The sequence below is a fragment of the Pelomonas cellulosilytica genome (assembly GCF_021353265.1).
In the GTDB taxonomy this organism is placed as follows: domain Bacteria; phylum Pseudomonadota; class Gammaproteobacteria; order Burkholderiales; family Burkholderiaceae_C; genus Pelomonas; species Pelomonas cellulosilytica.
The window spans coordinates 160527-186921 of sequence record NZ_JAJTWU010000010.1; the positions used below are offsets into that span (position 1 = coordinate 160527).

At 65.6% G+C, this 26395-nt stretch carries 32 protein-coding genes, 1 tRNA gene and 1 pseudogene; 15 read left to right on the plus strand and 19 right to left on the minus strand.

What is annotated here, in order from left to right; translation table 11 throughout:
* Nucleotides 1-23 precede the first annotated feature (23 nt).
* Nucleotides 24-1229, minus strand: coding sequence for a Tet(A)/Tet(B)/Tet(C) family tetracycline efflux MFS transporter (tet, locus tag LXT13_RS23405; RefSeq protein ID WP_233374730.1), 1206 nt, complete (start codon nt 1227-1229; stop codon nt 24-26).
* A gap of 32 nt (nt 1230-1261) precedes the next feature.
* Between tet and tetR the strand changes: the two genes are divergently transcribed.
* Nucleotides 1262-1906 carry a tetracycline resistance transcriptional repressor TetR gene (gene tetR / locus LXT13_RS23410; protein WP_233374731.1) on the plus strand — a complete coding sequence of 215 codons (645 nt, stop codon included), beginning with the start codon at nt 1262-1264 and terminating at the stop codon, nt 1904-1906.
* Here the strand turns inward: tetR and LXT13_RS23415 are convergent.
* Together LXT13_RS23415 and LXT13_RS23420 are read right to left on the minus strand one after the other, a co-directional pair.
* Nucleotides 1875-2759: a DMT family transporter gene (locus tag LXT13_RS23415; RefSeq protein WP_233374732.1), complete on the minus strand. Its 885-nt coding sequence runs from the start codon at nt 2757-2759 to the stop codon at nt 1875-1877. The genes tetR and LXT13_RS23415 overlap by 32 nt on opposite strands.
* A 196-nt stretch (nt 2760-2955) precedes the next feature.
* Nucleotides 2956-3585 carry a LysE family transporter gene (locus LXT13_RS23420; protein ID WP_233374733.1) on the minus strand — a complete coding sequence of 210 codons (630 nt, stop codon included), beginning with the start codon at nt 3583-3585 and terminating at the stop codon, nt 2956-2958.
* A gap of 100 nt (nt 3586-3685) precedes the next feature.
* On the opposite strand from LXT13_RS23420, the gene LXT13_RS23425 reads away from it, so the two are divergent.
* The 10 genes from LXT13_RS23425 to LXT13_RS23470 all read left to right on the plus strand — a co-directional run bounded on the left by LXT13_RS23425 (nt 3686) and on the right by LXT13_RS23470 (nt 10139).
* Nucleotides 3686-4381 (plus strand): hypothetical protein, encoded by a 696-nt coding sequence (locus LXT13_RS23425; protein ID WP_233374734.1) that lies wholly within the window; start codon nt 3686-3688, stop codon nt 4379-4381.
* A 13-nt stretch (nt 4382-4394) separates the two neighbouring features.
* Nucleotides 4395-5759 carry a DNA repair protein RadA gene (gene radA / locus LXT13_RS23430; protein WP_233374735.1) on the plus strand — a complete coding sequence of 455 codons (1365 nt, stop codon included), beginning with the start codon at nt 4395-4397 and terminating at the stop codon, nt 5757-5759.
* Nucleotides 5760-5830: 71 nt separating this feature from the next.
* Entirely contained in the window at nt 5831-6262 is a 432-nt protein-coding gene (locus LXT13_RS23435; protein WP_233374736.1) for a hypothetical protein, read from the plus strand.
* A complete protein-coding gene (locus LXT13_RS23440) occupies nt 6259-6609 on the plus strand; it encodes an antibiotic biosynthesis monooxygenase family protein (RefSeq protein WP_233374737.1) in 351 nt (116 codons plus the stop codon). Before LXT13_RS23435 ends, LXT13_RS23440 begins: the two co-directional genes overlap by 4 nt.
* A complete protein-coding gene (locus LXT13_RS23445; protein WP_233374738.1) occupies nt 6606-6992 on the plus strand; it encodes a hypothetical protein in 387 nt (128 codons plus the stop codon). The genes LXT13_RS23440 and LXT13_RS23445 overlap by 4 nt, the downstream gene beginning before the upstream one ends.
* A 35-nt stretch (nt 6993-7027) precedes the next feature.
* Entirely contained in the window at nt 7028-7960 is a 933-nt protein-coding gene (locus tag LXT13_RS23450) for a branched-chain amino acid transaminase (RefSeq protein WP_233374739.1), read from the plus strand.
* A gap of 13 nt (nt 7961-7973) precedes the next feature.
* The gene (locus LXT13_RS23455; protein WP_233374740.1) at nt 7974-8189 is read left to right on the plus strand and encodes a zinc-finger domain-containing protein; all 216 of its coding nucleotides are present in this window, start codon (nt 7974-7976) and stop codon (nt 8187-8189) included.
* Complete coding sequence (locus LXT13_RS23460; RefSeq protein ID WP_233374741.1) at nt 8189-8632, plus strand: YybH family protein; 444 nt, start codon at nt 8189-8191, stop codon at nt 8630-8632. Before LXT13_RS23455 ends, LXT13_RS23460 begins: the two co-directional genes overlap by 1 nt.
* 13 nt (nt 8633-8645) lie before the next feature.
* Nucleotides 8646-9611 (plus strand): YheT family hydrolase, encoded by a 966-nt coding sequence (locus tag LXT13_RS23465; protein ID WP_233374742.1) that lies wholly within the window; start codon nt 8646-8648, stop codon nt 9609-9611.
* Nucleotides 9612-9623: 12 nt separating this feature from the next.
* A complete protein-coding gene (locus LXT13_RS23470; RefSeq protein ID WP_233374743.1) occupies nt 9624-10139 on the plus strand; it encodes a DUF2946 family protein in 516 nt (171 codons plus the stop codon).
* Nucleotides 10140-10187: 48 nt separating this feature from the next.
* Here the strand turns inward: LXT13_RS23470 and LXT13_RS23475 are convergent, their stop codons facing one another.
* Complete coding sequence (locus LXT13_RS23475; protein WP_233374744.1) at nt 10188-10727, minus strand: c-type cytochrome; 540 nt, start codon at nt 10725-10727, stop codon at nt 10188-10190.
* A gap of 134 nt (nt 10728-10861) precedes the next feature.
* On the opposite strand from LXT13_RS23475, the gene LXT13_RS23480 reads away from it, so the two are divergent.
* A tRNA-Arg gene (locus tag LXT13_RS23480) sits at nt 10862-10937 on the plus strand.
* A gap of 540 nt (nt 10938-11477) precedes the next feature.
* On the opposite strand, the gene LXT13_RS23485 is transcribed toward LXT13_RS23480, so the two are convergent.
* From LXT13_RS23485 to LXT13_RS23540, 12 genes and pseudogenes are all read right to left on the minus strand, one after another.
* Nucleotides 11478-11756 (minus strand): hypothetical protein, encoded by a 279-nt coding sequence (locus LXT13_RS23485; RefSeq protein WP_233374745.1) that lies wholly within the window; start codon nt 11754-11756, stop codon nt 11478-11480.
* Nucleotides 11757-12011: 255 nt separating this feature from the next.
* Complete coding sequence (locus tag LXT13_RS23490; protein ID WP_233374746.1) at nt 12012-12641, minus strand: hypothetical protein; 630 nt, start codon at nt 12639-12641, stop codon at nt 12012-12014.
* Nucleotides 12642-12652: 11 nt separating this feature from the next.
* Nucleotides 12653-13162, minus strand: a complete 510-nt coding sequence (locus LXT13_RS23495; protein ID WP_233374747.1) for a hypothetical protein — start codon at nt 13160-13162, stop codon at nt 12653-12655.
* 2 nt (nt 13163-13164) lie between these two features.
* Nucleotides 13165-14259 (minus strand): hypothetical protein, encoded by a 1095-nt coding sequence (locus LXT13_RS23500; protein WP_233374748.1) that lies wholly within the window; start codon nt 14257-14259, stop codon nt 13165-13167.
* Between the two features lie 194 nt (nt 14260-14453).
* The gene (locus LXT13_RS23505) at nt 14454-15890 is read right to left on the minus strand and encodes a hypothetical protein (RefSeq protein WP_233374749.1); all 1437 of its coding nucleotides are present in this window, start codon (nt 15888-15890) and stop codon (nt 14454-14456) included.
* 535 nt (nt 15891-16425) lie between these two features.
* Nucleotides 16426-16776, minus strand: a pseudogene (locus LXT13_RS23510) (transposase); the annotation flags it as partial.
* Between the two features lies 1 nt (nt 16777).
* Complete coding sequence (locus LXT13_RS23515; protein ID WP_233374750.1) at nt 16778-18091, minus strand: type II toxin-antitoxin system HipA family toxin; 1314 nt, start codon at nt 18089-18091, stop codon at nt 16778-16780.
* Entirely contained in the window at nt 18088-18387 is a 300-nt protein-coding gene (locus LXT13_RS23520; protein WP_233374751.1) for a helix-turn-helix transcriptional regulator, read from the minus strand. Before LXT13_RS23520 ends, LXT13_RS23515 begins: the two co-directional genes overlap by 4 nt.
* A gap of 291 nt (nt 18388-18678) precedes the next feature.
* On the minus strand, nt 18679-18978 hold the full coding sequence (locus LXT13_RS23525) for a DUF4209 domain-containing protein (RefSeq protein ID WP_233374752.1): 300 nt from the start codon (nt 18976-18978) through the stop codon (nt 18679-18681).
* A 218-nt stretch (nt 18979-19196) separates the two neighbouring features.
* Nucleotides 19197-20219, minus strand: coding sequence for a FecR family protein (locus LXT13_RS23530; protein WP_233374753.1), 1023 nt, complete (start codon nt 20217-20219; stop codon nt 19197-19199).
* Nucleotides 20220-20272: 53 nt separating this feature from the next.
* Nucleotides 20273-20767: an RNA polymerase sigma factor gene (locus LXT13_RS23535; protein WP_233374754.1), complete on the minus strand. Its 495-nt coding sequence runs from the start codon at nt 20765-20767 to the stop codon at nt 20273-20275.
* 5 nt (nt 20768-20772) lie between these two features.
* Nucleotides 20773-21366 (minus strand): hypothetical protein, encoded by a 594-nt coding sequence (locus tag LXT13_RS23540; protein ID WP_233374755.1) that lies wholly within the window; start codon nt 21364-21366, stop codon nt 20773-20775.
* Between the two features lie 123 nt (nt 21367-21489).
* Between LXT13_RS23540 and LXT13_RS23545 the strand changes: the two genes are divergently transcribed.
* On the plus strand, nt 21490-21804 hold the full coding sequence (locus LXT13_RS23545; protein WP_233374756.1) for a helix-turn-helix domain-containing protein: 315 nt from the start codon (nt 21490-21492) through the stop codon (nt 21802-21804).
* A 261-nt stretch (nt 21805-22065) separates the two neighbouring features.
* On the opposite strand, the gene LXT13_RS23555 is transcribed toward LXT13_RS23545, so the two are convergent.
* On the minus strand, nt 22066-22812 hold the full coding sequence (locus LXT13_RS23555; protein WP_255719689.1) for a type IV toxin-antitoxin system AbiEi family antitoxin domain-containing protein: 747 nt from the start codon (nt 22810-22812) through the stop codon (nt 22066-22068).
* A 196-nt stretch (nt 22813-23008) separates the two neighbouring features.
* Nucleotides 23009-23272: a hypothetical protein gene (locus LXT13_RS23560; RefSeq protein WP_233374758.1), complete on the minus strand. Its 264-nt coding sequence runs from the start codon at nt 23270-23272 to the stop codon at nt 23009-23011.
* Nucleotides 23273-23625: 353 nt separating this feature from the next.
* Here LXT13_RS23560 and LXT13_RS23565 point away from each other — a divergent pair, with 353 nt between their 5' ends.
* Nucleotides 23626-24135: a DUF4142 domain-containing protein gene (locus tag LXT13_RS23565; protein ID WP_233374759.1), complete on the plus strand. Its 510-nt coding sequence runs from the start codon at nt 23626-23628 to the stop codon at nt 24133-24135.
* A gap of 235 nt (nt 24136-24370) precedes the next feature.
* On the opposite strand, the gene LXT13_RS23570 is transcribed toward LXT13_RS23565, so the two are convergent.
* Nucleotides 24371-25264: a LysR family transcriptional regulator gene (locus LXT13_RS23570; RefSeq protein ID WP_233374760.1), complete on the minus strand. Its 894-nt coding sequence runs from the start codon at nt 25262-25264 to the stop codon at nt 24371-24373.
* A 95-nt stretch (nt 25265-25359) separates the two neighbouring features.
* Between LXT13_RS23570 and LXT13_RS23575 the strand changes: the two genes are divergently transcribed.
* Nucleotides 25360-26367 carry an NAD-dependent epimerase/dehydratase family protein gene (locus tag LXT13_RS23575; protein WP_233374761.1) on the plus strand — a complete coding sequence of 336 codons (1008 nt, stop codon included), beginning with the start codon at nt 25360-25362 and terminating at the stop codon, nt 26365-26367.
* The last annotated feature ends 28 nt before the right edge of the window (nt 26368-26395 follow it).

A 26395-nucleotide genomic window follows, 5' to 3' on the forward strand; every position in this document is an offset into this window, starting at 1 on the left:
TACGCTCCGCCGCGCCAGCGCCCTCAGGCCGCCCGCGCGCGCCGGCCGAACAGCATCGGCAGCGCCAGCAGATAGCCCGCCGCGGCGACGACCCAGACGCCGCCGGCCCAGGTGGACTGCGTGGCCGAGAACGCAGCCGTCACCACCAGCGGCCCGGCGATGCCGATCAGGCTGGTGAGGCTGGCCAGCGTGCCCTGCAGCTGGCCTTGGTGCTGCTCGCCGACCTGGCGCGCGAGCAGGGCTTGCAGTGCCGGCAACGCCAGGCCGCCGGCGGCGAACAGCGGCAGCAGCGCGAACGGCATCCAGCCCGATGTCGCCATGCCCATGCCGACAAAGCCGAGGCCATCGGCCGCCATGCCGACCAGCAGCGCGCGCCTCTCGCCGAGCCTGGCCACCAGCGGCCCGGTGACGAGTGCCTGCGACACGGCATGCAGGCCGCCATAGCAGGCCAGGGACAGGCCGGCCACCCAGGCGCTCCAGCCATAGCAGTCCTGGCCGTAGAGGATCCACAGCGAGCCTGGCACCTGGGACACCAGCACGACGACGGCGAACACGCCGACCAGCGGCATCAGCGCCGGCCGCCCCTGCAGTCGGTGCAGCGCCGAGAAGGCATTGAGCTTGCTCATCTCCAGCCGCGACGTGCGGTGATGGTTGGATTCCGGCAGTGCGAACCAGGCCAGCACGAGGTTCAGCCCGTTCATCACCGCCGCAGCGACGAACGGGGCGCGCAGCGACCACTCCCCGAATGCGCCGCCGATCAGCGGCCCGGCGACGAAGCCCAGCCCCATGGCCGCGCCCATCTGGCCGAAGCGCCTGGCGCGGTCCGCCTCCGGTGTGATGTCGGTCACGTAGGCGGTGCCCACGGCCATGCTGGCGCCCGTGATGCCGGACAGCACGCGCCCGACGTACAGCCAGGCCATGCTGGGCGCCAGCGCCATCAGCACGTAGTCGGCCGCGGCACCGGCGAGCGACAGCAGCAGCACGGGCCGGCGGCCGAAGCGGTCGCTGAGCGCCCCCAGCACCGGCGAGAACAGGAACTGCATCGCCGCATAGACGGCAAGCAGCGCGCCGTAGTGGCGCGTGGTGGCGTCTGCGCCGGCCAGCTCGCGCAGCAGGCCGGGCAGGATGGGAAAGATCAGGCTCATGCCCACCGCGTCCAGCAGCAGCGTCACGAGAATGACTGTCAACGCTCGATTCAAGGCAACCTCCCTATCAACGATAGAGAGCATTGTGCCTGACGATCCCTATCATTGCTAGAGACATGAACGCCGACCGCCCTGCCCGACTGAATCGCGACGACGTGCTGCGCGCCGCGCTGGCGCTGCTCAACGAGATCGGCATCGATGCCCTCAGCACCCGCAAGCTGGCAGAGCGGCTGGGCGTGCAGTCACCGACGCTGTATTGGCATTTCAAGAGCAAGGCGGCGCTGCTGGATGCGATGTCGCAGGCTCTGATGCTGGAAAGCCGGGCACGCGAGGCGCCGGCACCGCACGAGCAATGGCAGGACTGGTTGATGGCAGACGGCCGGAGCTTTCGGCGTGCGCTGCTGACCTACCGCGATGGCGCGCGCCTGCATGCAGGCACCCGGCCCGGCGAGGCGCAGCGCGCGACCATCGAGGCGCGGCTGCGGCTGTTGTGCGCTGCCGGGTTCGAGCCGGGGCCGGCGACCCTGCTGCTGATGTCGGTGGGCCGCTTCGTCGTGGGCTGGGTGCTGGAAGAGCAGTCCGCCCAGGCGTCCGATGCGCCGCCTTCGGCCGCGCTGGACGGGCCGGATGCCTCGCAATACCCGCTGCTGGCGGCCGGCTGGCGCGCGACCGTGGGCAGCGACGCGGACGCGGTGTTCGACGCGGCGCTGCGGTTGCTCATCGATGGCGCTAGGCCGGCCGCGTCGCCACCCACAGGCTGACGAGACACAGCGCCATGCCGCCGACGGCCAGCGGCGTCACCCGCCAGCCCTCGAACACCGCCGAGATCACCAACGCGATGACCGGGATGACCACGCCGGTCAGCGCCGCATGCGCCGGGCCACGCGCCTGCGCGAGCCTGAAATACAGCACAAAGGCAATCACCGAGCCGGCCACCGCGAGGTACAGCAGGCTCAGCACATAGGGCAGGCGCAGGTCGAAGTGCAGGCCCTGGCCGCTGGCCAGCGACACGCCGACGAGGAACACCGCGCCATAGCCCATGCTCCAGGCCAGCACCGGCACCAGCGGCAGGCCGCGCCGGGTGAGCGTCAGGGTCAGCACGTTGCCGATGCAGGCAACGAGCACGGCGAACAGGCCCAGCCCCAGGCCCAGCAGTGCCGTGGGGCGCGCACCGGTGGCGGCTATCTCCGGCCAGAAGATCAACACCACGCCCAGCACGCCACCACTGGCCGAGGCCAGGAAGCGCCGCGTGACCGCCTGGCCGAAGAACAGGCGACCCGACAGCGCATTGCCATAGACCATCAGGCAGAACAGCACCGCCACCAGGCCAGACGGGATGTGCCGCTCCGCCTGGTAGACCGACAGGTAGTTGCCGCTGTACTGCACGATGCCGGTAGTCAGCATCAACAGGTGGGCGCTGCGCGGCAGCCGCAACGACAGGCCCTGCCCGCTGGCCAGCAAGGCCAGCAGCAGCGCGGCCAGCCCGAAACGCCAGGCCACCGAATTGAACAGCGGCACATCCGAATCGAGCTGGTAGAGGATGACGTGCCAGGTGCTGGCCCAGATCAGCGTGGGCCCCCAGAACAGCCAGCGGCTGGGCGATGCAGTGGACATGGGAAAGCAGAGAGACGCCGCCGCGGTGCGGCAGGTTCGGATCAACGGTTCATGCGGGCCGAGCGCCGGGCCGCCCCAGGCCGGCCCGTGTTGGCGATGTGCCTGGCGGTCAACTCGCCGGGCATCGCCGCCCCCTCGGGGGGCGGTCAACGCTGCCGGCGTTCAGCCGGTGCAGCGCCCGGCGGGGGGCGTCCATTCAGGCGTGGCGCTTGACGCTGGCGAGAAGCGCGCCGGCCACGACGAACAGCGTGCCGAACACGCGGTTCATGACCCGGATGTGATGCGCGCTCTTCAGCGCCGCGAGCACGCGGGCGGCCAGCGCCGTGTAGCCGCCCATGACGACCAGGTCCGTGAACGACAGCGTCGCGCCGATGACGAGGTACTGCGGCGCCAGCGGCGCGTGCAGATCCAGGAACTGCGGCACGATGGCCAGCAGGAAGACCGTGCCCTTGGGGTTGACCGCATTGATCCCCCAGCCGCGCAGCACGAGCTGTCGGCGCGTGACCTGCACCGGGCCGTCGTCCGCGGCCACGAGCGGCTTGGCCGGCGCCCGCCACTGCTGCACGCCGAGCCAGATCAGATAGGCCACGCCGGCCCACTTGATGGCGGCGAAGGCCGTCTCCGACGCGGCGATCAGCGCGCCCAGCCCAGCGCTGACGAACAACACCTGCGTCAGGATGCCTAGGATGAGCCCGAAGGTCATGAAGTAACCGCGTTTGAAGCCATGGCTGAGCCCGGCGCTCATGGCCGCCACCGCGCCGGCACCGGGCGACAGGCTGATGGCCCAGCAGGCGGCGAAGAGGGTCAACCAGGTGGTGAATTCCATGCGGGGCTCCGAGCGCATCGCGACAACAACAGGCCGGCCAGTGTGCCCGAGGTCGTCCGGCGGCGCCGGTCGTCATGGCGCGGCGTCAGAATCGCCGCCCATGTCCGCCACGCCCTCCGTCGAGCGCCAGATTCTGCAGACCCGCCGCTGGCTGAAGGCCCACCGCTGGTTGCGGCTGCATGTGGGGCTGATCGCGCTGTGCTGCCTCGCCTGCCTGTGGGCGAGCGGCGCGCTGCTGCGCCATGCGGGTGTGGCCGCCCTGTCACTACGTTTCGGCCTGAGCCTGGCCGTCAGCTACGGCGCCTACCTGCTGTTGCTGCGGCTGTGGGCCGCGTATCTGCTCAGCCGCGAGGACGCCGATGCCAGCGACGTGCTCGACATCGCCGTCGACGTGGCCGACTGGAGCGGAGGCCTGGGAGACGCCGCGGGCACGGCCCTCGATGCTGCCTCGGCGGCCGATGAGGGCGCTCTCGTGCTGCTGCCGATTGCCGCCGTCATCGGCATGGTGCTGCTGCTGGCCACGGTGCTGGGCGCGGGCGTGAGCCTGCTGTTCGGCGTGGAGGTGCTGATGGCCGTCTCGGTCGAGGTGGCGCTGGCGGCCTTCGCCGCCGGCCTGGCCTGGCGCCACCAGCGCCAGTTCCAGCGCGGCGGCTGGCTGCGCTGCGCACTGCATCACACCTGGGCCGGTGCGCTGGTGTTCCTGATGGCCGGCGTGGCGCTGGGTGCGGCGCTGGACCATTGGGTGCCGCAGGCCGAGTCGCTGCCGCATGCGGTGCGGCTGTTGCGCGCGCACTGACGACAATGGCCGCATGGCCACGAGCAAAAGCATCTACACCTGCACCGAATGCGGCGGCACCAACGCCAAGTGGCTGGGCAAATGCCCGCACTGCGGCGCCTGGAACACGCTGACCGAGACCGTCGCTGAAGCCCCGGGCGGCGGCAAGAACCGCTACCAGGCGCTGGCCAAGAGCCAGCCAGTGGCCACGCTGAGCGATATCGAGGCCAGCGACTATGACCGCACGCCCACGGGCCAGGAGGAGCTGGACCGCGTGCTGGGCGGCGGCATCGTCGCCGGTGGCGTCGTACTGATCGGCGGTGACCCGGGCATCGGCAAGTCCACGCTGCTGCTGCAGGCGGTGGAGTCGCTGTCGCAGACGGTCAAGGTGCTTTACGTGACCGGCGAGGAATCGGGCGCGCAGGTCGCGATGCGCTCGCGGCGGCTGGGCCTGGCCGGCGACAAGGTCCGCGTGCTGGCGGAGATCAGCCTGGAGAAGATCCTCGCGACGCTGGAGGCCGAGGCGCCAGACTTCTGCGTCATCGACTCCATCCAGACGCTGTACTCCGAGCAGTTGGCGTCCGCGCCCGGCTCGGTCGCTCAGGTGCGCGAATGCGCCGCGCAGCTGACGCGCACCGCCAAGGCCAGCGGCTGCGCGATGGTGCTGGTGGGCCACGTGACGAAGGAAGGTGCACTGGCCGGCCCGCGCGTGCTGGAGCACATCGTCGACACGGTGCTGTATTTCGAGGGCGACACGCACTCCAGCTTCCGCCTCGTGCGCGCCATCAAGAACCGCTTTGGCGCCGTCAATGAGATCGGCGTGTTTGCGATGACGGAGAAGGGCCTCAAGGGCGTGGCCAACCCGAGCGCGATCTTCCTGTCCACGCATGCCGAGCCAGTGCCGGGCAGCTGCGTGCTCGTCACGCTGGAGGGCACGCGGCCTCTCCTGGTGGAGCTGCAGGCGCTGGTGGACAGCGGTGGCGTCAGCCCGCGGCGGCTGTCCGTCGGCCTGGACCGCGACCGGCTGGCGATGCTGCTGGCCGTGCTGCACAGGCACGCGGGCGTGGCCACGGGTGACCAGGACGTGTTCGTCAACGCCGTGGGTGGCGTACGCATCAGCGAGCCTGCGGCCGACCTGGCCGTGCTGCTGGCCATCCAGAGCTCGCTGCGCGGCCGGGCGCTGCCCAAGGGCTTCATCGCCTTCGGTGAAATCGGCCTGGCCGGCGAGGTGCGACCCGCGCCGCGCGGGCAGGAGCGGCTGAAGGAGGCGGCCAAGCTCGGCTTCAGCATCGCCGTCGTGCCCAAGGCTAACGCGCCCAAGAAGGCCATCGACGGCCTGACCATCCATGCTATCGAACGCGTGGAGCAGGCCATCGACGTGCTGCGCGGCCTAGGCTGACCGAAGGTTTCCGACTGCACGGCGGCACAAACTCTGCGTACGATGGCGGCGTCCAACGGAGGAACCCTTTCATGTCCGACCCCTCAGATCTCCGCCAGCACGCCCGCACCGATTTCCTGGCCGCCCAGCTGGATGCCGACTCGCTGCCTGGCTGGGTCTTCAAGCCGGTGCAGTTCAGTCAGGGCCCCGCCGGCCTGGTGCTGAACATGAGCGATGGCGGCCTGCAGGTGCTGACCAGCGCCACCGAGCCGCTGCTGGACGACAAGTACGAGGTGGTGCTGCTGCTGGGCCGCTCGGACGTGGACAGCGATGACGAGCAGGTGTCCTGGTTCAACGGCATCGTGGAGCGCAAATGGTCCCGCCCGGTGCCGCGCATGGGCAACCTGCACGGCATGAGCTTCGTCGCCCGCAACTCCACGGCCGAGCAGTTCCTCAACGGCCACCAGGGCGCACTGGAATCAGGCCAGTGGGTGCGTTGCGTGCTGCTCAAGGTGGCCGGGTGACGGCCTCGCTGCCGCAGCCGCCCTACTACGCCGTCATCTTCACCAGCCAGCGAACCACCGTCGACGAGGGTTACGGCGACATGGCCGACCGCATGGTGGCAATGGCCGCCGGACAGCCCGGGTACCTCGGCATGGACAGCGCCCGCGGCGCCGACGGGCTGGGCATCACCGTCTCTTACTGGCGCGGCCCCGACGACATCGCCGCGTGGCGCCGCCATGCCGAGCACAAGGTCGCCCGCGACACCGGCCGCCGCGACTGGTACCGGCACTACACGGTGCGCATTGCGCAGGTCGAGCGCGCCTACGGCTGGCACCACGACGACGGCCCCGCCGACCCGCGGCCATGAACCCCTGGATCGGCACCGGCCTGGCGCTGGCGTCGCTGCTCGTCGGCGGCGCGCTGCTGGGCTGGCAGGGCGCCATCTTCGCGACGACGGGCATCGTCTTCTGGCTGCTGCTGCAGATCACGCGGCTGATGCGCATCATGAAGTTGGCCGGCAGCGCCCCGCTGGGCAGCGTGGCCAACGCCGTCATGCTCGGCAGCCAGCTGCACGCCGGCATGAAACTGGTCGACCTGATCGCCCTGGCCGGCAGCCTGGGCGTCAAGCAGGCGCCCGAGACCTTCCTATGGCGAGACGCCGGCGGTGACGCCGTGGAGGTGGTGCTGCGGAAAGGCAGGCTCGCCGATTGGCGGCTGATCCGGGCGGACGGCGCGTCGGCCTCTTCGTAAAATCGCCGTTTTTCCTTTTCAGCCTGGAGTTCCCGATGGTTCCCGCCCCCCTGCACGACCGCGACGGCAAGATCTGGATGGACGGCGAGCTCGTCGACTGGCGCGACGCCAAGATCCACGTGCTGACCCACACGCTGCACTACGGCTGCGGCGCCTTCGAGGGCGTGCGCGCCTACGACACCGTCAACGGCACGGCCATCTTCCGCCTGCAGGAGCACACGCAGCGCCTGTTCAACAGCGCCAAGATCCTGCGCATGAAGATCCCGTTCACGCAGGAGCAGGTCAACGAAGCCCAGCGCGCCGTCGTCAAGGCCAACGGCCTGAAGAGCGCCTACATCCGCCCGCTGACGTGGATCGGCTCCGAGAAGCTGGGCGTCAGCCCCAAGGGCAACAAGATCCACCTCATCGTGGCCGCGTGGAGCTGGGGCGCCTACCTCGGCGAGGAAGGCATGAAGCGCGGCATCCGCGTGAAGACCAGCTCCTACACCCGCCACCACGTCAACATCACGATGACGCAGGCCAAGACGGTGTCCAATTACACCAACTCCATCCTGGCCAACATGGAAGCCACGGACGATGGCTACGACGAGGCGCTGCTGCTGGACGCCGCCGGCTTCGTCTCCGAAGGCGCGGGCGAGAACCTGTTCGTCATCAAGAACGGCGTCGTCTACACGCCGGACCTGTCGGCCGGCGCGCTGAACGGCATCACGCGCAACACCATCTTCGCGATCTGCCAGGACCTGGGCCTGAAACTGGTCGAGAAGCGCATCACCCGCGACGAGGTCTACATCTGCGACGAAGCCTTCTTCACCGGCACCGCTGCGGAAGTGACGCCCATCCGCGAGCTGGACCGCATCGAGATCGGCGCTGGCTCGCGCGGCCCCATCACGGAAAAGATCCAGTCGGCCTTCTTCGACATCGTGAACGGCCGCAACGCCAAGTACGCCGAGTGGCTGACCGCCGTCTGAGCACGAGAAACCCATGAGCACCACCCAAACGCCCGCCGCCACCGTCGAAGTCCTCGCCAAGGACTGCAACGACAACGGCACCGTCTTCTGCCCCAACCCCAAGATGGCGCTGTGGAGCAACCACCCACGCGTCTTCATCGACCTGAGCCACGGCGGCCAGGGCCAGTGCCCGTACTGCGGCACGGCCTACAAGCTGAAGGCGGGCGAGGTGGTCGGCGGCCACCACTGATGCGCCGCTCGCCCGCTCAGCAGGCCGCGCTGCTGGCCTCTCCCGACGACACCGAGGCCCAGTTCTACGAGGCCTTGCAGCACGCCGACCTGGACCACCTGATGGCGCTGTGGGCGGATGACGAGGAGGTGGCCTGCATCCTGGCCGGCGGCGCGCGCCTGATGGGCCTGACGGCCATCCGCACGACCTTCGAGTCGCTGTTCAAGCGCGGTGCCGTGCATGTGACCGTCGAACGCGTGCGCCGGCTGGTCAGTGGCGACTGCGCCATCCACCACGTGCTCGAGCGCGTGCAACGCCCTGGCGAGCCGCAGCAGGCCTGGGTCAATGCCACCAACGTTTACCTGAAGACGGCCCTGGGCTGGCGACTGGTGCTGCACCACGCCAGCCCCGGCAGCGCCGGCGACGTACAGGACCTGGTGTCCGAGGCTGGCATCCTGCACTAGGGCATCACACGCCATGCAGTACCGCGCGCCGCGCTGGCTCCCCGGCGGACATGCCCAGACGATCTGGCCCGCGCTGTTCAGCCGCCAGCACGCAGGCCCGCCACCGGACTGGACGCGCGAGCGCTGGGCCACACCGGACGGCGATTTCATCGACGTCGACTTCCTCGCCGGCGCGCCCGCGGGCGCCCCGCTGTTCGTGCTGTTCCACGGCCTCGAAGGCGACCGCACCAGCCATTCCAGCGTCGCCTTCGCAAGCATCGCCCGCGAGCGCGGCTGGGCGATGGCGCTGCCGCACTTCCGAGGCTGCTCGGGTGAGCTGAACCTGGCGCCGCGCGCCTACCACTCGGGCGACTTCGAGGAGGTCGGCTGGATCCTGCAACGCCTGCGCGAGCGCCATGGCGCGCCGCTGCTCGCAGCCGGCGTCTCCCTCGGCGGCAACGCGCTGCTGCGCTGGGCCGAGGAGGCCGGCAGCACCGCCTCGCACACCGCGCACGCCGTCTGCTCGGTCTGCTCGCCCATCGACCTCGCCGCCGCCGGCGCGGCCATCGACCGCGGCTTCAACAAGCAGGTCTATGCGCGCCGCTTCCTGCGCACGATGGTGCCCAAGGCACTGCGCAAACTGCAGCAGCACCCCGGGCTCTTCGATGGCGACCGCCTGCGCCGCGCAACGACGATCTACGAGTTTGACAACCTCTTCACCGCACCGCTGCACGGCTTCAAGGGCACCGACGACTACTGGGCCCGCGCGGCAGCCAAGCCGCACCTGCACCGCATCCGCATCCCGGCGCTGGTGCTGAACGCGCGCAATGACCCCTTCGTGCCCGGCGACAGCCTGCCTCACACCGCTGAAGTTGGTAGTTATGTGACACTCTGGCAGCCGGGTCACGGCGGCCATGTCGGCTTTCCCGCAGGCCGCCTGCCTGGCCATCTGCTGACCATGCCCAGGCAGGTCTGCGACTGGCTGTGGCGCCAACGCTGAAGGACGCGCTCGATGGATGACATCGTCCAGGCCGCACTGAAGAAGTGGCCCAACGTGCCCCACTGCTACGGCTGGCTTGCGCTCGACGCCCGCGGCGACTGGTACATGCGGGATGACCGCATCCAGCGCGCCGGCCCGTTCCCACGCGTCAAGGGAAGCCGCATCGAGCACGACAAGCTGCTCGCGTTCATCGGCCGCAACTACGCATCGGACGAGCGCGGCGCGTGGTTCTTCCAGAACGGGCCTCAGCGCGTCTACGTAGAGCTGGAGTGCACGCCCTGGGTCTGGCGGCTGCAGCCGGATGGCCGCGTGCTCAGCCACACCGGCCGCGAGGCAAGCGTGGACACCGCCTGGCTGGACGAGACCGGCCACCTCTACCTCGACACCGATCTCGGTTTCGGCCTCGTCCACACACAGGACATGGCGCTGGCGGCAGAAGCGGTCGAGGCGCGGCGCTGGACGCCGCAGGACTGCATCGCCGCCAAGCTGCCGGCCACCCACCAGTACCAGCGCCGGCCGCAGCCTTGAAAGAAACGAAGCCCGCACGCGGCGGGCTTGTTCATCGGAGGGACCGGATCAGTTCGCTGCGGAGGCAGCGGGCGCCGGCGCCTTGGGCTCCTCGAACTTTGCCCCACCCTGGTTGGCCATGTAGACGACGGCGCGGTGGATCTCGAAATCACTGTACTCGCCACCACCCTGGGCCGGCATCGCGTTCTTGCCCTTCAGCGCGGAGTTCAGCAGCGCCTCGACGCCGTTCTTGATCCGCGGCCCCCAGGCAGCGGCATCGCCCAGCTTGGGCGCCCCGAGGGCACCGCTGGCATGGCAGGCGGAACACACCGCCTGGAAGACCTGCTCGCCGGTCTTCAGCGCCGTGGCATCGCCGGCCGCCTTGACGTCCACATGACCGATGGGCGCGATGCGCTCGGCTACGGCCTGGGCATCCAGCGCGCCGGTTCCCGCGGCGGGCTTGGTCGCCGTGCTTACGTAGTTAGCCAGCAGGATGATGACGATGACTGGCACGACGAAGGCGAACAACACGGCCCAGGCCAGCTGCTTGGGCGTCTTGATCGGGCCGGTGTGTGCGTCGTCGTGGTCGTGATCGTGGCTGGCGCTCATGGATTCCTCTGGGTGATCCTGGTCGAAGTTCTCGGCGTGAAGCGCTTCGCGCACCACGAAAAGCCGCGGAATTATAGGAGCCGCTCATCGACCGAACCGGCCCGGGGGAACCCCGCTGTAGAATGCGAGGCTTCGCGCCCGTAGCTCAATGGATAGAGTACTGCCCTCCGAAGGCAGGGGTTGTTGGTTCGATCCCAACCGGGCGCACCAGACACAAGCCATGCAAGTCTCTGACCTGCATGGCTTTTTGCCTTCTTAGCTCTGTGCGCTGGCTGTGTAGATAAGGCAATGTGGGCCAAAAGTGGGCCAAATGCTCTCGCGCGGTTGCTCGCGTTGGCGCCCCTTCAATGGGACTGGCGGATTTCACGTTGAAGTGGCTCCGACAAATTAACTGAAGCCTTCGAGACCATCCGGACTCGCCAGTTCGCCGAGCGTGCTGCTGACGCGAAGCGTGAGCGAGCAATGTCTGCAGACCGGCGCTGTGACCCCATGCCAATGAAGCGGCTGTTCAGTCCTGCCAGTGCCCCGTTGACCAACAACTGTATGACTCGCAGCGGGTGATCCTCGGGCGCGAGCCGAGTAAGCAGCATGGGCGTAGCGCCGGTCAGTCTTGGGTGAGCGCGCTCAACGGCCAAGCGATGCTCGACAGCTCAACCACGCAACGCGCAGGCTATGAGCGGCGGCGTGGCCTGGATGACGTCGACGCTCGTTAGAGGGAGAGTGCAATCCTTGCTGGCGCCCCTCCCGGGTTCAAGATGACCTAGCCGGATGGATACAGATCAGCGAAGTCGCTGGCAGGAGATCGTTTTCGCTCACCTGCAGGGCTTGCAGGACGTCGTAAAGCCGAACGGAACGGTCTTTTGCGCCTTCGTCCGTCGCACGGAGCGTGACCAGTTCCTTTAGTTGAAGTGCGGCCTCGGTATCCGGTTCGGAAAGGTATGCGCCTAGATCCTGGCTTAGGAGGTTGCGCTGTTCCCACAGATCAGGCTCACCAGCTTCAACCGAGAGCGCTGCAAAAAAAGCCGGCATGCTTTTGCCAGCTGACGCCGCGTAACGTGAATTTCCGATTTCGCCTTGCAGGGCAACGAGCTAAATCACTTTCGTCGTTGGACTACATGAATCCCGGCCGCGCCTCTGGTCGCGAGTTTGGCGTCTCCATGTGGTTATTGCGATAAGAAGGATTATCGCAATCGCATTTGACAGAGGCAGGGTTTTATCAAGTCCTCAGAGGGTTTCAGCATCTAGCTGACCAGCACACCGGCCCTGACGAGCCGTTGGTCCACCTCAAATCGCGTTAGCGGCCTGCATCATCTTCAGTTCTGGGGTTTGCGCGCTGGAGCAGGCGCGCATGATCAAAAGGCGGTGAAGGAGAAGAGATACGCCTATCGTCAGCACCCACGTGACGCCGGTTTCCATGAGGATGACCAGCCAAATGAGGCCCGACTGGTCCCGGTCGATGCCTACTTTCAGGTAGGCCTCGAGGAACACGATGTCGATCTTGCCGGCAATCAGAACGCCGGCATTCAGCACCGTCACGAGAAGTGCCGTCGCGCCTCCGACAAGCACGACCTTGGTTTTGGCTTTGAGCGACGGTGCCGGCAGCGCCAAGAGAATCGTCAGAATGATTGCGGACGGCACGACCAGGTGGTTCGAGCTGACACTCGTCACGGGGAGCCGACTGTGTCCACGAAGAAAAAGTGAATCCGACAAGCGAACGGGCTTGAGCAGGAAAGTCCTGACCTCGACCTCGTTGTCTTCGGGCCGCACAACTAGCGTGATGGCGGTCGCCGAGTGGATCGCCTCCGAAACGAAAGAGATGGCTGGCGCCAATTGCGCTACCAGGGAGTTGGCCGCTAAGTGGGCGAGGTGGACGCACAGCACCCATGCGGCGCCGAACCTGAATGCGTATCTCAAGGACATGCTCCTCATCCGGCTCTCATGCCAAGCGGCCGGATGCTGCTCATCCACAGCATGAAGGCCACCCCACAGATGAGCAGCATGGCCGTCGGCACGTAGAGGTCGTGCAGGTCGGAGAACGAATTCCGGTGGTCCTTGAAAACCACGAATAGGGCGACGATCCTGGCGACGTTTAGGACGTGGACCAGCACCAATCCCGACACCAGCCCAATCAGCTTAGGTGCTGCCCGAGATGGGAAGCATGCGACGGCGGCAAGCAACAGGAACAGCACGCCGGCGCCGTCGCACCCGCGCACAACTGCAAGGTAGATGCCGTCAGACACGAGCCCGTTGTCACGGATCCCGACCGAAGCATCAAGAACGCTATTGAGAACGGCAGCGCACGGCTGAAGTATCAGAACCTCGTGGACCCGTTTGAGCTGCGCGTCCGGCAGAAGGAAGTAGCACCAGTTCAGCAGGGCGTAGACCAGCACAAAGATGGCGCCCATCCGAACCGACTTCGCGCTGGTCAGCCGCATGGTTAGCCTTGGCGGCCGCTGCGCCTTGCGACGTACAACGCCCCGGCGAAGAGCAACACACCGAAGATGAGCAACTGCCATTCGCTCGCCGTCGGCACGTTAGCTCCGGCAGTTCCAACTGGCCCACTGCTTCCAGAAGGCGGCGGCGGCACGTATTCAGACGTGAAACTATTGTTAAGGGAGTTTGGGTCTGGATTCTCCAGCGTCGAGATTGACGCCGTTGCCTTCATCGCAGATGCCGCCGTCACGACGGGAATGCTAACTCCATAGTATCCGTCTGAGGCAATTCCCAAGGGAGGTATTGAAAACACAGCTTTTGGGAACGTTATCGTCATGCGATATCTCCCGTCGGCACCTTGGGTAAGCTGCGATAGTGTGGGAACCGATCCTGTCCCTTCGTAAGTATCACTCCCCGTGATGTCAGTCCCGCCGTTCCCAAGCTGTGATGGCTTAATTGAAAACCCCGAATCAGCTTCCAAAGTCACCGCAAGCACGAAAGAACCCGAGGGCCTGACGGCGCTTAGGTTGTTGACCCGAGCATTGACAACGTAGCCTGAAAACCCATAAGTCGCCTTGTCCACAACAGTGAATGTGGACAAATCTGCTTCGAGCCCCGGCAGGAACCGAATAGTTGCAGCCTGATCTGGAATACTGGCGGGAACTGAGCTAGCTGCCAAGCAGTTACGGTAAATCAATTCCTGACGCGGAGCCAACTTAATGTAATGAACTGTTCCGGACCCATATGCAAGCTTGTCAAGCGGCCCAACTAAACTCGCCAAACTTGAACCAAAATAAAGCTTTGCGTCATAGAAATTCTGTGGGGCAACCTCCAGATAACCCACTTCACCGGCCGAATATGAATACCAAGCATTATACCCATATGTCATCAAGGGAGTTGGCTGAACCCTTGGCGCGGAACAATCAACGACATTTTCCACTTGCTGATTCGTATTGAGACGAGTGGTAATGGTAACCGGGCCGTTTCCGCCGGCGTGAAATATTGGCGCCCGGTTAGCAAAAGTCGAATTCGTCTGAGCACTGGCTATTATTGCCAAGCCAAACAATGCAATGCCAAAAGTTTTTCTGACCAATTTCACAGACGTCTCCCTGACGTTGAAAAAAATATGCCGTCAGAGTACGTTGCCGTCGTGTCGGTGAGTAGTGCTATGTCCCCGCTTTTTAGTCCAATAGGACTAGAGCCCACCATGGACGAACACCAAGAACTAGGGATCGCTCGGCCTACGAATAATCATTCAACGTCACCTACCGGTTGCCAAGCACTTCCAATTCCTCACGGCGCTATCCAAGCAGCGTTGAAGTCTGACGTTGCGTCAGTATTGAATCTTTCTGTTCGCCAGCCCAACAATACGCTGTCACCCGTAGCAACAAGCATTGGCTCCTTGTTGGTGGGTGACATCCCGCTACCGTAGAACACCCCGCGGACAGGGTTTGGCAGACCGACCATGGCCCCTGCGGCGGTCATGCGTACGAATTGCGTCGCGGTCAGGTTCTGAGCGTATGGATCAATATCGACCCAAGACACCGCAAACCCTGAAGTAGTCGAGGTGACAGCGGCTCTCGCAATCGGACCCATGTTCGGAGTTGCTAAAGTAGAAGCTGGGCTGCACAAATTGGTCGTACAGCTTGCCGCGGCAACTTGCTTGTAGGCGCCGATTTCTCCACTCCACACGACGAGAATCTCGCCAGAAGGCCGGACGGCGACGGCCGAAGTGTCGAATTCGCTACTGGTCAGAGTGCCAAGCGTACGCGCGTCCTTCCAAGGCGATGAACCTTCGCGAACCGACAGGCAGGTTGTAAATGTCGTGATCGCAGCTGTAGCGACTGCCAGTGGCTTGACCGTTGACGACGTGGTCTGTCGTATGGATCCGGTGCACTCGCTTGCACGCCAGGCCAACGCCACCAGCCCGGAGCTCATCGAGGACTGAACCTCAGTTATAGCGGCTGCCGTTGCCAGCATGGTTGGCTGCCCCTGCGGCAGGCTTGCAGCAGGGGCGGTCATCAGCTTCGTCGAAGATCCAACTCGTTCAAGCCACGCCAAGCCTGACTGACCGGAGGTGTCGCCACCCCACGCGGTCAGGTCGTCAATGGTTCCTTTAGAAACGTGACGCAACTGACTTGCTTGCCAACCGGCACCGGCACGGACAGCACGCCAGAGAGCTGAACTGCCCACTTCGCCGGTTCCCGCGCGCCACGTCTGCACCAGCCAGAAGATTTCAGGGGAACCGTCGGCATTGAAACGCACCAACAGCTTGTCCACGCGCGCTGCGCTCGTGTCAGGGAGGGTGAAGACTTCGGTGACCGCCGAGACGCCACCAGCACCGAACGGCGCCGATCTAATACGCCACTCAGTTCCATTGGCCGCCATTGCATATTCGACCCATGCTGCGATGGCACCACCTGCCTGTTCACTGGCAGCAATGGCCAAGCCGCGGCCCTCTACGAGTCCGCCAGCTGAAATGCTCGCCGTCCCGACGTTCCAGGCAGTTTGGCTAACGCTGGCGAGCTTCAGGCGGCCTGTGGATGTAGCTCCGCCGGGCGTACGCTTGTCGAGCTCCACCCAGCCGGCATAGGCATTCGAACCAGTGGCGGCCAGACGGATGGCGCTGCTTTCGGCAATGAGATTGCTGACCAACCACCGCGATGAACCGAGGGAGAATAGGCTGGCAGAGCTTGGCACAGCGTCGGCGTAGACCAAGTCGGTCGGCATGGGGGCCGTCGGCGTGGTGCCAGAGGGCACGCCTGCTGGTTGGCCGGCGGAGGGATTGATTTCGGATGGATTCGCACTCGAACCCGTTGACGGCGTCGCCGTAGGCGCACCTTCCCCACCACCACAGCCCTGAAGCATTAACGAGGCCGCGAGCACAAGGCTCAGCAGTCTGAACGTTAGGTTACTTTTCATCGCGCTGCTTCATACATCTTGGACCCCTAAAGGTGAAATGGTCGACAAGCCCGGCTAAAGCGGTGTGACGCGAAGGCTCCACGGGTGAGCCGATCAGCTCATGATCGGGAGGCCCTCGGAGATTCGGCGCGAACTTGGAGGGGGTGCAGGAAATGTTGACCCTGTCCCAGGATCCCGTACCGTTCAGGTCAGTCTGCAAAACCGCGTCCGCAACGAGCACTAAAGCCGCCAGCGGGGTTGGCACTTCGTGATGTGCAAATTGCGAGCTCTCTGAGCTCCGTTTTTGCCCTCGGACGCGAGGTTTCTAGGCTCTCGGCGGCTGATTGCCGCACGGTGAGCGCACTCATCCCTGCGCGCCCAGGATTTGTCGCCGAGCCATCCACAGATTGCTGAGGGCAAACAGCATCGTCAGTCGCGCGGTGTTCTTCGCCAAGCCGCGATAGCGGACCTTGGCGTAGCCGAACTGCTGCTTCACGACACGGAACGGGTGCTCTACCTTGGCCCGTACGCTGCCCTTGAACTGCTCGACCTGCTCCAGCAACCGATCTGACCGGTACCTCGGGTCCAGTGCCTTGCGCTTGCCCGGCTTGAGCGCCACATGCCATTGCGTCTTGCAGTCTTTGAGCTCCTCGCGCTTGGCCACACCCCGGTAGCCGGCGTCGGCGAACGCGACGATTTCTTCGCCGCGATCGAGCTCACCTGGCACGCGGTCGACGCGATTTGGGCGCTGCCGGCCCGAGAATGACGGGCGTAGTCGCGGCGTTCTCGCGGTACTCTCGATGCGCTGAAAACGCGGCCGCAGTGACCGCGATGTCTGCGCCCGAGATCCCTGCCTTCCGTGCAAGATCTGCCCACCCGTCGACCGCGCTGGCCACGTCCTCAACAATGGCAGCACCGCGGTCCGTCGTAAGGCCATAGAACTCGGCCGTCGTCAGCACCGTGGCCAGATTCGGTCGGTTGTCCGAGTCGTCAATGTTCAGCACGTGCTCGGCCTTGTCGATGTTTGGATTGACGTCGAAAGCAGGCGAAAGCCGCCAGCCGTCCTTGCCGAGCAGGAAGCCATGGTTTCGGAGGTGATCGTCGCGATTGCCGACCGCGACGTTGAAAGCGACGCGGCGAAAGAGTTGTTGCAGGTCGCTGGCCACGTGCGCCGGATCTCCGGACGTCCTCAGGAACTGGGCCAATTCCAGGTAGCTGACGCCCTCGCTCTGGTCTCGACGCAGCAGCGTCATGGCGGAGGCATAGAAGCGTCGCTTGCCTTCAGTGCGATCAAATCTTTGGACGCAGAAGGTGTGGAACTCGTTGTTCAGTTGGACCACCTTGGCGGGCGGGACATCGATTCCAGCCTTGTCGGCCATCTTGTGGACCACCGCTTCCCAGGCGCCGATGTCGCGGTCATCGTCGCGTGACGGGAACTTGCCGATCCACAGCGCGCCATCCTGCTCCGAGAAGTTTGCCTTGGGCCGGGCCCCTCCCAACGAGGCACCTGGCGCTACGAGCACCGCGAGCCAGCGGCGCAGTGCGTCCAGGTCGTCGATGCGTTTGCTCGTCAGAAGCGTGGCGACGGACTCCAGCTCGCGCAGGCTCGTCACTGGTGGCGCTGCCATCTTCTCGTCGCCGAGAAATTCTTCGGTGCCTTCCATTCGGAACCGCAGCGCGCCCTGCCGTGTGAAGTCCTGGACACCGATGAGGAAGTCCCATGCGTGCAGCGTTCGAGGTTTCTGATCGGCATCTTTTGCCTGAAGCGCCTCGCGCCTCTTCATCAGCGTCTGGCCCCATCGGTCCGGCGACGAGTCCAGGAAGATGCCGAAGTTCCCGGCCTCTGGCTTCGGGAAGAAGGGTTGTTCATCCAGAGAAAGGTCCGGATCGAGCATGAAAGCCTTCGCGTCCTTGATCCACGCCTTGTCGTAGCTGAAGCGAACCTGACCCCGGTCATGGGACAGCGTGCCGACGCGACGCATTTCGTCCAGGTCGCTATCGAGCCAGACCTCCAGATCCGATCCGCTCATTTCGCGCTCTCACGCTTGATGGCCGCTGCAGCACGTCCGGCCTTCGGCGGGGAATCCATCCGGAGATCCTGTAGCTTCCTCCCGACCTGATCGTCGGCTGCCACCGTGTCGATATCCTTGTCTAAGCCGAGGACAGCAAGCACTCGCAGATACGTGCCCAGCGTTGCACCGGGATCTCCAGCTTCGACGTTGTACAACGAGGTGCGGGAAATGCCTGCTCGCTGCGCCACCGTGATGGTCGTCAGCTTCCGGCGTAATCGGGCAAGACGCACGCGCTCACCCAGCGCAGCGAGCATGCGCTGCTCCTGGGGGAATATGACGGGAGGTTTGCTGGGCATTGGTTCGGCCGGAATTGGCGAAACGTTCACCATTATGGACAGAAAGAAAGGTTTTTGTCCAAAATGGTGATGCAACCAGGCTGTATCAAAGAGGAACGCTTTCGAGGCCAGTGCGCTGGACGGCCCCAACCTTTCACAGTTTCTCGTCAGAGCCATCCCTCGGTGCAGGCTTACTGAAGCATCCCGAGGCAGCCGTGGCCCGCGAGAGCCCTCTTCCCGGAGAGCCCAGTCTGATAGTGGAGCCCGCCATCACGCGCCATCTGGCTTTTGCCAAAGCGCGATGACCAGCAGGCTATGGATGACCCACAGCACGGCGCCCTCATTGACCTCGTCCTCATCCATCAACCCGTGCGCGAACTCGTTGCGCAGGTTCATGCCACGCGGGTCGGCAAAAACGACCTTCAGGTAAAGGGCAAGCCGTGGACCGAACGGTCCAAGTGAAGCGACTAGGTCTGGGTTGAACAAGATGTCTCCCATGTTGATCGAGACGCTGACGCCCGGCACGGTGCCGGCGGGCTTCGTTGTCGGACGCCCGACAAGATCGACCATCGACCGCAAAGCAGAGCGTCGCTGACGTACGGCGCAACCGCCGGCCAGTGCTATCGCGCCGTGGAAAGACTAGTTTTTCTTGACGTAGTGCTTGGTAGTTGGTGAGACGCTGATAGCCGGACGCGCTGTTGCACTTCGGGGCATCAATGCACCCCGTACATCCCGCGACGAACCACGGTGTCTCGCACGGTCCCAGCCCGCTAACGATCCGTTTCAACTCAATTGCGGATGGAGGCAGCGTCCGCGGGACTGGCGCTCAGCTCCAGCCCACCCTCACGCGGTGTGACGACCAAACCATGCAGTCTTGCCACGGCGTGCGCGAAGCCTTCGTTGTCACCGGTCCGATAGGACCCGCTGATGCGCAGAGACCGCAACGCCGTGGAATCAGCGAGCGCGATCTGCACCTTGCTGTAGCGGTTCATGTCGGCGATGGCGTCCGGCAGCGGGGTGTCGTCCAGGATGGCGAAGCCTCGCTGCCACGCGAGCAGCCGGTCAAGCTGGGGGCGGTCCACGCGGGCTTGTTCTGCTCCCTGGCGCAGCGTGCCGGCCGAATGGCCCACGCGCAGGCGCTCGCCCGGCGCCATGACCACAGGAGCGTCGGTCGCGCTCTGCATGGCGCCTCCTGCGCGTTTCACGATCACTTGCCCCTCGATGAGCGTCACGTTGAACGCTTCACCCGCCGACTCCCCGGGGGGCGTGGATCGAACCAGGAAGGCTGTTCCCGTGGCGACAACCTCGGAGTCTGTCACGCTGACGACGAATGGCCGGCCGGCGTCCTTGGCGACCTCAAACAGCGCTTCGCCGTGTTTGACCGTCACGCTCCGCTGCGAGTCGGTCAGCCTGACCCGAGTCTCGGTCGACGTGTTCAGCGTCATGCGGCTACCGTCGGCCAGAACGATCACCCGCTGCTCACCGACGCCGGTGCTGTACGTGTCACCCGGCCAGAGGATCACGGCAAACACCACGGCGAGGCACAGGGTCGTGAGCGCCAGTGCCGCGTGCCCAGCGCGACTGCCCCATGAGCCCGCACGGTGTGGCGGATCGCTCACGGCTGCCTGGATCTGTGCTCGAGTCAGGCCGCCCACTTCCTGCCAGGTGTCCGTGCAGCGCTCGAAGGCCAGGCGGTGCGCCGCCGACTGGGCCTGCCACGCCAGGCATTCGCGCTCCATCGCCCGCGACCGACTATGACTATGCAGCCGGGTGACCCACACGGAGGCCTCGGCCAAGATCTCGCGCGTCACGAGCGGCTTGTCGCTTGCCCCCTGTCTGCCGGAGGCATCTAACGGTTGCACGGCTACCAGCCTTCCATCCACTCCGTCAGCCGCAGTGTCGCCTTGGCAAGGTGTTGGTGCACGGTCGCGACGCCGATGCCGTAGCGATCGGCGATCTCAGCAGGAGTCAGGCCATCGATACGGTTCGCGATGAAGATTTCTCGCGTCCGCTCGGTCAACCGGCCCACCCCGAGCGTCAGGCGCGCCATGCGCTCTCTGGCCAGCACCACAGCTTCTATGGACGGGGTGGTGTCGATCAGCAGCACGTCCTCCAGCAGGACATGCTCGCCACGTCCCACGGCCGTGCGATGAACGTCGATGGACAGGTTCAGCGCCGCCCGCATCAGAAACGCCTCAGGCTGGTCGACGGGTTGCCGCTCGTCCTCGTAGCGGACCAGGCGCAGCCATGCCTCCTGCACCAGGTCCTCGGCCTCGTGCTCGGTCTGCCCACGACGTTGCAAAGCGCCGCGGACCCTCGCGAAGACGTCCTGCCAGTTCTTCATGAGCCCGGCCGACATGGCAGTCAGGCCGCTCGGACCAGGACGCGGGGCGCAGAGCTGACGCCATACGGCGCCGGCTTGGCGCGCTCCCAGTAGTCGGCCAGCAGGTCCCGGTCCGCGCGCTGGAACGTCAGCGCGAGGAAGTCGGCTGCCGCGGAGTGCTCAGCGAACGGGCCGCACTTCTTCGCCGCACGCGACATGCGGTCCTGCAGGCGCTTCGCGGCGGCATCCGTCCAGCGGATGGCCTGCCGCATGCGATGGCTGATGGCGCCGGACTCGCGAAGCTCGGCCACGGTTCGCTCGCAGAGCTTGGGGTCCCGGGCCTTCATGGCGGCGGCAACGCCGGCGTCGGCGGCCAACGCGTGAACCCTCTCCAACCCGCGGTCGTGGAGGTTCTCAGCGATGCGCTGTGCCGTCTCAGGGCCTTCGTCACGCCAGGCCCCCAACACCTGGAACTGACCATCGGTGAACAGGCCGAGCGCCCAGTGCCATTCGGCGGCGCTGGACGCACCTTTGATCCGCATCGGAAGCCAGAGCTTGCCGAACTGCACAGCCGTGTAGCGGCAGCAGAGTGCGCTGCCGAACCAGTCGGAGGAATCCCAGAAGAAGTAGGACATAGGTCACTCCATGCGGATCAGTGCGAAGCCAAGCTGAACCCTCTTGAGGTCAGGCCTAAGCAACCGCGAGCTACGAAATTCGTAGTAGTCGCATTCTACGAAAGCTACGACTCTCGTAGCAACATGTCTGCGACAAATGAGGGCTCATCGGATGTTTGGCGCAAGCGCCTGAAAGAGGCGAGGCTCGCGCTTGGCATGAGCCAGAAGCAGTTGGGTATCGAAGCAGGGCTGGACGAGTTCGTGGCGTCAACCAGAATCAACAGGTACGAGCAAGGCGTTCACGCCCCAGACTTCCAGATTGCGATGCGCTTGGCAGAGGTGCTTCAGGTTCCGGTGGCATTCCTCTACTGCGATGCTGACGAGATGGCGCAGATGATCTTGGCCTTCCATCGAGCATCTAAGCCGCAGAGACGGCAGGCGCTGGCTGCTTTGCAATAACCCGAGTAGCGCGCTGGTGCCGCCCACGGAACCGGAGGTAGAAGCCCCACAGCTTCGGCATGGGCGGTAATTCAGGGAAGCAGACGATCGGACTGCGGCAAAGCCGCCGCAGGTGCCGCGCTGACTTTGGGGCGGGCAGGCGCGACATGTCCTGGACCAAGAGGTTGAGCGCCGTGCCGCCCTTCATCACGAACACAGGCGTCTCAAACACCGCTGGTTCGATGTCCAGCAAGAGCTGGACTGTTCGAACGTAGGCCTCGTTCACGTCGGCCGCTTCAGGTTGAGCCGCTCGCCGGACTTGGTGGTGGAAACCCAGCGACGGCCTCCGCCCAGTCGCTCGCTGTGCTTGCGCGCAAGACCAGCCCAGGACAGGCCCAGCTCCTCAGCCAGCGCGTGAGCCAGCCTTGCGACCTTGATCCGTTTGAGATGGGCAAGGAGTTCTTCCAGCACGGGCAGGCGCAGCGCTCGTGCGCTCTCGACCAGGTGACGAGTCTCTTCGAGTTCCTGTCCCTTGCCCACATCGCTCAGCAGTTCGAGCAGCGCCCGTTCCGGCGTGGAGACAAGCACGTCAGACCGCCCCCCAGGCAAGGCCGCCAAGCCAACATCGGCTTGCAGCCCTGGATCAAAGAGATGGGTCGCCTGGTAGTCCGCCGGGAAGACCGATGTGAACCAGGTCGGCAGCGATGCCGACTTGTCACCCCAGAGGATCAGTCGATCTTTGGCGGCGAGGTTGTGCCGCACCCCTCGCCAGGCAAGCGCCGTTTTTCCGCCGACGTGCAGACCGGGTATGGAGTCCGCCAAGCGAGCCAAGCTGGCATCGCGGCCCAGCTGGTCCCCTGGGAGGATGTAGACGCCATGTCCGAGGCGCTCAAGCCAGCCATCTTGAGCAAGCCTTGACACCTGCTTGGCAGTCAGCCCACGCGCCTGTAGCCATGTGGTCGGCATGGGCGAACCTCGCGGCACATCCGGCAGCAGCTCGCGGAATATAAAGGATGGCGAAGTTCCCATTTAAGGGGTATTTTATGGATTTTTTTATTCCGACACTAACTTAGATCGGCCGCTAAGCCGGATGTTGAAGTCAAGTCGTTGCCTGCACCACTGCATATAAATATCGCTAAGATTCTCGCCAAACGGTCAATAAGCGAACATTTTTATTCCGAAGCCCGTTACGGTGGCTACACCGACACGGCCGATCCTGGTCAACCTAAAGAGCGAGCTTCGCCAGCGCCTCCGCCGCATGATCCGCGCGCAGGTGCCCGTAGTGCTTTTCGATCATTTCCACGCACGTCCCACTCAGCTGCGCGACCGTCAGAAGATCGAGGCCGCCGACAACTAGATCCGTGATCGTGGAATGCAGGAGGGTGTACAGGACCGTCCCCGCTGGCAGGCCGGCCGCGGCAGCGGCAGCCTTCATGGGCTTCTTCCAGGCGTCCTTGTTCCAGGCCTTCCCACTGGCTTGAGCGAACAACGGTGCAGCGGGTCCATGGCAATGCTTACGGAATGACGTCTATCGCCTCTTTCGACGGTGGAGCGGGTGGTTTCATGGACGTCGGCGGCGGTCACGACCCGTTCGCTTGAAGGCGCAGCCAGGACTGCCGCCGGTGGAAGTCCCGCAGGTGCTGCTCACCCAACGCGCCGTCGTTCGCGTTCACAGGGACGCAGTACAGCGGATCGCGATGACGGCGCCGCATCACGTCCTCCTACGAAAGTCTCGGCGCCCGCCGACGCCGAGCGCGGCAGCAACCGCCTAGATTGGGCGTTAGTCCAGCCGCGGCCCTTTTGCAGCGGCGGATCGTCCCGCCACCTGCTAGGAGCCCTGCCATGCGCACCCCTCAACGATTCATGAGCCTAACCGTGCTCGTCGCCGCCGCAGTGTTCGCCGGCCATGCGCACGCCCGTTCCGACGCCTCGTTCATGAAGGAGGCGGCCCATGCCGGCGCCGCCGAGATCGAGGCCAGCAAGCTGGCGTCCACGAAGGCGAAGAGCGCCGACGTGAAGTCGTTCGCCGACGCGATGGTGACGGACCACACCAAGGTGGCCGACGAGCTGAAGGCGCTGGCCGCGTCGAAGAAGGTCAAGCTGCCCGACGGTCCGTCGATGACGCAGAAGGCTGAGCTCAAGCTCATCGACACCGGCGACAACGACAAGTTCGACGAACGCTATGCCAAGCACTTCGGGGTGAAGGCGCACGAGGACACGATCAAGCTATTCGAGGACGCCGCCAAGAACGCCAAGGACGCCGAAGTGAAGGCCTGGGCCGAGAAGACGCTGCCGGGCCTGCGGCACCACCTCGAGATGGCCCAGGCGTTGAGTGTGGCGCCAAAGAAGTAAGCCATGAAGGCGTGCCCCCTTCGGTGGCGTCTCGCGTGGGTAGCGCTGGCCGTCGCCGGCGCCGCAACGCTTGCCGCATGCCAGCGCGAGTTGCCCGTCGCGCAGGCCGCCACAGCTCAGGCCCCGACACCCCCCTCGCCGCCCGCCTCGCCAGCGTCGTCCACCCCGGCGTTCCCGGCGGCTTCCGGCCCGGCCTCAGCGCCGCCGTCCAGCCCAATCCGCTGAGATCGCCGCTTCAGGCGCCGACGTATCGCGTCAGCGCCTGTACCAGCGCGTCGAAGACCGCCCGGCACGGCGCGCTGTGGCGCAAGTCTTCGTGCATGGCGACCCAGGTGTCCATCGGCCACGCGAAGGCATCGGCGAACAACCGCTCCAGCGCTGGCGTGCGGTGCGCCAGCGGCACCTGGCAGGCGCCGATGCCCGCGCCGGCGCGGATGAGCGCGAGCTGGGCGAGGTCTGAATCGCAACGCAGCGAGAAGCTGTCGCGCGTGATGCCACCGAGCTGACGCGACCTGGCGCGGATGAACGGGGTCAGCGTGTCAAAGCCGATCAGCGTGTGCCGGGACAGCGCCGCCATGGAGGCCGGCATGCCGTGACGCGCGAGGTAGTCCGGATGGGCGTGCAGGCCCACCTCGATGCTGCCGATGCGCCGCGCGATGAGCTGGCCCTGCTCGGGCGGCGTCATGCGCACGGCGATGTCGGCCTCGCGGCGCAGCAGGTCCTGCAGTTGGTTGCTCAGCGCGAGTTCCACGACGAGGCCGGGGTGGCGCTCGCGCAGGTCCGCCAGCACACCGGGCAGTACCTCCACGCCCATGACCTCACTGGTCGTCACGCGCACGGTGCCTCGCAGTTCGTCCTCATCGCCGCTGGTGGCCGCGCGTTGGAGCGCCGCGGCGGCGGCCTCCATCTGCTCGGCATGCCCGCGCAAGGCCAGTGCTGCCTCGGTCGGCCGCAGGCCGGTGGAGGAGCGAGTGAACAGCGGTCGCGCCAGCGCCGCCTCAAGCGCGACGATGTGGCGGCCGACGGTGGGCTGCGTCAAGCCCAGCGCTCGCGCGGCGCCCGACAGAGAGCCTTCCCGCAACACTCCCAGCAGCGTCCGCAGCAACTCCCAAGGGATCGTGGAGGCCATGCATAAATGTATAGCTGATCGCCGATCTTCGACAATTCCTTTTGCGCCCGCCGGTTCCCAGAATCCGTTCCATCGACAACGGCTGGAGAGCAGCGATGACAGGCAAGGACAGGACGGCGCTGGTGTTGGGCGCGAGCGGCGGGATCGGCGGCGAGGTGGCGCGGCAGATGCGGGCCGCCGGCTGGCGCGTGGTGGCCCTCAAGCGCGGGCTCGCGGTGGCACGGGAGACGCGCGAAAACATCGACTGGCGCCGCGGCGACGCGATGAACGCGGCGGATGTACGGGCCGCAGCAGAAGGCTGCGGCGTCATCGTGCATGCGGTCAACCCGCCCGGCTACCGCGACTGGGACCGCCTCGTGCTGCCGATGCTGGCGAACAGCATCGCCGCGGCGACCGCGCAGCGCGCCACGCTGGTGTTGCCCGGCACCGTCTACAACTTCGGACCGGACGCATTCCCGCTGCTGCGGGAAGACGCGCCGCAGCACCCTGCCACGCGCAAGGGCGCGATCCGCGCGGCGATGGAGAAGACGCTGCGTGAGGCCAGCGACGTCGGGCTGCGCGTGCTCATCGTGCGGGCCGGGGACTTCTTTGGGCCGCGGGCCGGCAACAACTGGTTCTCGCAGGCGCTGCTGCGGCCGGGCCGGCCGGTCGCCACGCTCCGCAATCCCGCCGCGGCCGGCGTGGGCCATCAATGGGCCTACCTGCCCGATGTCGCCCGCACCATGCTCGCGCTGCTGGAGCGGCGCGACACGCTGCCGGCCTTCGCAAGCTTCCACCTGGCCGGGCACTGGGATGCCGACGGCCGCCAGATGGCCGAGGCCATCCAACGCGTCGTCGCGCGACGCACCGGCCGCACGCCGCGCATCGCACCACTGCCGTGGTGGCTGTTCGACGTGGCATCGCCGTTTGTCGCGACGTTCCGCGAGATGCGCGAGATGCGCTACCTGTGGCAGCAACCGGTGCAGCTGGACAACGCACGACTCGTCGCGACTCTGGGCCATGAACCGCACACGCCGCTGGACGAGGCCGTCGAGGCGTCACTGCAGGGCCTGGGTTGCTTGCCGGCCGTGGCCGAGCCCTGCGCCACCAGCGCATCGGGATAGCGCTACCATAGCGTCTCGGACAGGAGAC